This is a genomic window from Streptomyces antimicrobicus, from assembly GCF_020532625.1.
Taxonomy (GTDB): domain Bacteria; phylum Actinomycetota; class Actinomycetes; order Streptomycetales; family Streptomycetaceae; genus Streptomyces; species Streptomyces antimicrobicus.
Genome location: NZ_JAJAUY010000235.1, coordinates 1 through 4,552 on the forward strand (window position 1 = coordinate 1; position 4,552 = coordinate 4,552).

Below are 4,552 nucleotides of genomic sequence, written 5' to 3' on the forward strand. Positions count from 1 at the left end.
GCCCCCGCCCCCCCCGGGGGGGGCCCCCCCCCCGGGGGGGGGGGCCCGCCTCCGGGCGGAAGGGCGCGGTCAGAGACCGTAGCGCTCCCGGGCCTCCTTGACCGACGACGCCGGGACCTCGCCGCGGCGGGCGAGCTGGGCCAGCGCGGCGACCACGATCGACTGGGCGTCGACACCGAAGTGGCGGCGGGCGCCCTCGCGGGTGTCGGACAGGCCGAAGCCGTCCGTGCCCAGCGAGGTGTAGTCCTGCGGGACCCACTGGCTGATCTGGTCCGGGACCTGGCGCATCCAGTCGGACACGGCCAGCAGCGGGCCGGGCGCGCCCTCCAGGACGCGGGTCACGTACGGGGTGCGCTCCTCGCCGCGCAGCAGGGCCTCGTCGCACTCCAGCGCCTCGCGGCGCAGCTCGCCCCAGGAGGTGGCGGACCACACGTCGGCGGCCACGTTCCACTCGGCGGCCAGCAGGCGCTGCGCCTCCAGGATCCAGTGGATCGCCGTGCCGGAGGCCAGCAGCTGGATCTTCGGGGCGTCGGCGGCCGGGGCCGCCTCGCCGAGGTCGGCGGAGGTGTTGAAGCGGTACAGGCCCTTGACGATGCCTTCCTCGACACCCTCGGGCATGGCCGGCTGCGGCTTCGGCTCGTTGTAGACCGTCAGGTAGTAGAAGACGTCCTCCGGCTTCTCGCCGTACATCCGCCTCAGACCGTCCTTGACGATCACCGCGATCTCGTACGCGAAGGCCGGGTCGTAGTTGAGCGAGGCCGGGTTGGTGGCCGCGATCAGGTGCGAGTGGCCGTCGGCGTGCTGCAGGCCCTCACCGGTCAGGGTGGTGCGGCCGGCGGTGGCGCCGACGATGAAGCCCTTGCCGAGCTGGTCGGCGAGCTGCCACATTTGGTCGCCGGTGCGCTGCCAGCCGAACATCGAGTAGAAGATGTAGAACGGGATCATCGTCTCGCCGTGCGTCGCGTACGACGTGGCGGCGGCGATGAAGTCGGCCATGGCGCCGGCCTCGGTGATCCCCTCGTTGAGGATCTGGCCGTCCTTGGCCTCCTTGTAGTACATCAGCTGGTCGCGGTCGACCGGCTCGTACGTCTGGCCCAGCGGCGAGTAGATGCCGGCCGACGGGAAGAGCGACTCCATACCGAAGGTACGGGCCTCGTCGGGCACGATCGGGACCCAGCGGCGGCCGGTCTCCTTGTCCCGCATGAGGTCCTTGACCAGGCGGACGAAGGCCATGGTGGTGGCCATCTCCTGCTTGCCGGAGCCCTTGAGCAGCGGGGCGTACGACTTGTCGGCCGGCTGCGGCAGGGCCACGTGGTGGACCTTGCGGGCCGGGGCGAGGCCGCCGAGGGCCGCGCGGCGCTCGTGCAGGTAGCGGACCTCGGGGGAGTCCGCGCCCGGGTGGCCGTACGGGACGACGCCGTCGGCGAAGGCGCTGTCCGGGATCGGGAGCCCGAGCAGGTCGCGCATGCTCTTGAACTCGTCGATCGTCAGCTTCTTCATCTGGTGGTTCGCGTTCTTCGACTCGAACCCGGCACCGAGGGTGTAGCCCTTGACGGTCTGCGCCAGGATCACCGTCGGCGCGCCCTTGTGCTCCAGGGCGGCCTTGTACGCGGCGTACACCTTGCGGGGCTCGTGGCCGCCGCGGGAGGTGTGGAAGCACTCGGCGATCTTCGCGTCGGACAGCAGGCCCGCGAGGGCCACCAGGGCCGGGTCGCCGCCGAAGAAGTGCTCGCGGATGTAGGCCACGTCACGGGTGGCGTACGTCTGGAACTGGGCGTCCGGGGTCTCGCGCAGGCGGCGGACCAGGGCGCCGGTGGTGTCGAGCTGGAACAGCTCGTCCCAGGCGGAGCCCCACAGGGTCTTGACGACGTTCCAGCCGGCGCCGCGGAACTGGGCCTCCAGCTCCTGGACGATGCGGAAGTTCGCGCGCACCGGGCCGTCGAGGCGCTGCAGGTTGCAGTTGACGACGAAGGTCAGGTTGTCGAGGCGCTCGCGGGCCGCGAGGGCCAGGGCCGCCGTCGACTCGGGCTCGTCCATCTCGCCGTCGCCCAGGAACGCCCAGACGTGGGAGTTGGAGGTGTCCTTGATCTTGCGGTTCTCCAGGTAGCGGTTGAACCGCGCCTGGTAGATCGCGGACAGCGGGCCCAGGCCCATGGAGACCGTGGGGAACTCCCACAGCCAGGGCAGGCGCCGCGGGTGCGGGTAGGAGGGCAGGCCGTCGCCGCCGGACTCCTGGCGGAAGTTGTCGAGCTGCCGCTCGGAGATGCGGCCGTCCAGGAAGGCACGGGCGTAGATGCCGGGGGAGGCGTGGCCCTGGACGTAGATCTGGTCGCCCGAGCCGTCGGCCTCCTTGCCGCGGAAGAAGTGCTGGAAGCCGGTCTCGTAGAGCCAGGCCGCCGAGGCGAAGGTGGCGATGTGGCCGCCGACGCCGTACTTCGAGCCGCGGGTCACCATGGCGGCCGCGTTCCAGCGGTTCCAGGCGGTGATCCGGGCCTCCATCTCCTCGTCACCGGGGAAGGCCGGCTCGGCGGAGGTGGGGATGGTGTTGACGTAGTCCGTCTCCAGCAGCTTGGGCAGCGCCAGACCGGCGGCCTCGGCGTGCTGGAGCGTGCGGCGCAGCAGGTACTCGGCACGGCGCGTGCCGGCGGCCTTGGCGACCGCGTCGAGGGACTGCGCCCATTCGGCGGTCTCCTCGGCGTCGCGATCCGGGAGCTGGTCGAGCTCGCTCGGAAGCTTTCCTACGGGGTCGGACATCGGTGTGCGCCGCCTTCCGGACTAGGGAGGGGGGTGTTGAAGAACCCTGACTGGCAGGACAGGGTCGAGGTGGTCCCGGGTTGGGGTCCGCCGACGACTGTAAGACCCTGATCGATGATCGATCAAACAAAAGCGTCGAAAAAATGGCCGATAACCAAAAGTCGGCACTCCGTGCCGCACATCGAGACACGCAGTGCCGATCAGAAGGGGGCATCGCAGACATTCTGCGTGCCCGCGGGGTCAGGCGCGCGGCGCGCACCCCAGAACGTGCCGCTTCACGATCAGACCGATCTCCGGATCCTGGTTCCGAAACGCTCTGACCAGGGCTTCGTGCTCCTCCGCGTACGACTTCTGGACGGTACCCAACCAGCGGATGGACAACGCCGTGAAGACCTCGATGCCGAGGCTCTCCCAGGTGTGCAGCAGCACGCTGTTCCCCGCCGCCCGGACCATCTCCCGGTGGAAACCCACCGTGTGCCGCACCTGGGCGGTGCCGTCCTCCGCCCGGTCGGCCTCCCGCAGGGCCGCCACGTGCGGCTCCAGCGCGGAGCAGTCGGTGGCCAGCCGGGGAGCCGCCAGCTCCGCCGCGATCTGCTCCAGGCCGGCCCGGACCGGGTAGATCTCCTCCAGGTCGGCCGCCGTGAGATTGCGCACGCGCACGCCCTTGTTCGGTGCCGACTCGATCAGCCGCAGTGTCTCCAGCTCCCGCAGCGCCTCGCGTACGGGCGTCTGGCTGACCTCCAGCTCCACGGCGATCCGCCGCTCGACGATCCGCTCGCCGGGCTTCCAGCGCCCGCTGACGATGCCCTCCACGATGTGCTCGCGGATCTGCTCGCGCAGCGAGTGGACCACGGGTGGGGTGATCATCGAGGGCTCCATCTCCTGTGGTCGCGGGTCGCGCGGGCCGTGCCGACAGTACGCGTGACAGTACCGATGCGTAGACAATACGGCGGTGCCCCCGCCCGGAAGAATCCCGGGCGGGGGCACCGCAGGTGAGGCTGGTTACAGGCCGAGCTCGACCTCGAACTCGCCGGCCTCCAGGATCGCCTTGACGGCGGTCAGGTAGCGGGCGGCGTCCGCGCCGTCGACCAGGCGGTGGTCGTACGACAGGGTCAGGTACGTCATGTCGCGGATGCCGATGACGGTGCCCTCGGCGGTCTCGATGACCGCCGGACGCTTGACCGTGGCACCGATGCCCAGGATGGCGACCTGGTTCGGCGGCACGATGACCGTGTCGAACAGCGCACCGCGCGAGCCGGTGTTGCTGATGGTGAAGGTCGCGCCCGACAGCTCGTCCGGCGTGATCTTGTTGCTGCGGACCTTGCCCGCCAGGTCGGCGGTGGCCTTGGCGATGCCGGCCAGGTTGAGGTCGCCCGCACCCTTGATGACCGGGGTCATCAGGCCCTTCTCGGAGTCCACGGCGATGCCGATGTTCTCCGAGTCGAAGTAGGTGATGGTGCCCTCGTCCTCGTTGATCCGGGCGTTGACGACCGCGTGGGCCTTCAGCGCCTGGGCCGCGGCCTTGACGAAGAACGGCATCGGGGAGAGCTTGACGCCCTCGCGGGCCGCGAACGAGGCCTTGGCCTGCTCGCGCAGCCGCATGATCTTGGTGACGTCCACCTCGATCACGGAGGACAGCTGCGCCTGCGAGTGCAGCGCCTTCATCATGTTGTCGCCGATGACCTTGCGCATGCGGGTCATCTTGACCGTCTGACCGCGCAGCTCGGACACCGCGAGCGCCGGCGCCTTGGCGGCCGGGGCGGCGGCGGCGGGATCGAGAAGCAGGACGGCACCGGCA

At 70.3% G+C, this 4,552-nt stretch carries 3 protein-coding genes; all 3 read right to left on the bottom strand.

What is annotated here, in order from left to right; all coding sequences use genetic code 11:
• Positions 1-69 precede the first annotated feature (69 nt).
• The gene (aceE, locus tag LG632_RS29550; protein ID WP_226731002.1) at positions 70-2,754 is read right to left on the bottom strand and encodes a pyruvate dehydrogenase (acetyl-transferring), homodimeric type; all 2,685 of its coding nucleotides are present in this window, start codon (positions 2,752-2,754) and stop codon (positions 70-72) included.
• 240 nt (positions 2,755-2,994) lie between these two features.
• Entirely contained in the window at positions 2,995-3,618 is a 624-nt protein-coding gene (locus tag LG632_RS29555; RefSeq protein WP_226731004.1) for a GntR family transcriptional regulator, read from the bottom strand.
• A gap of 138 nt (positions 3,619-3,756) precedes the next feature.
• Positions 3,757-4,552, bottom strand: a 796-nt coding sequence (locus LG632_RS29560) for a 2-oxo acid dehydrogenase subunit E2 (RefSeq protein WP_226731003.1), incomplete at its 5' end; no start/stop codon positions are given.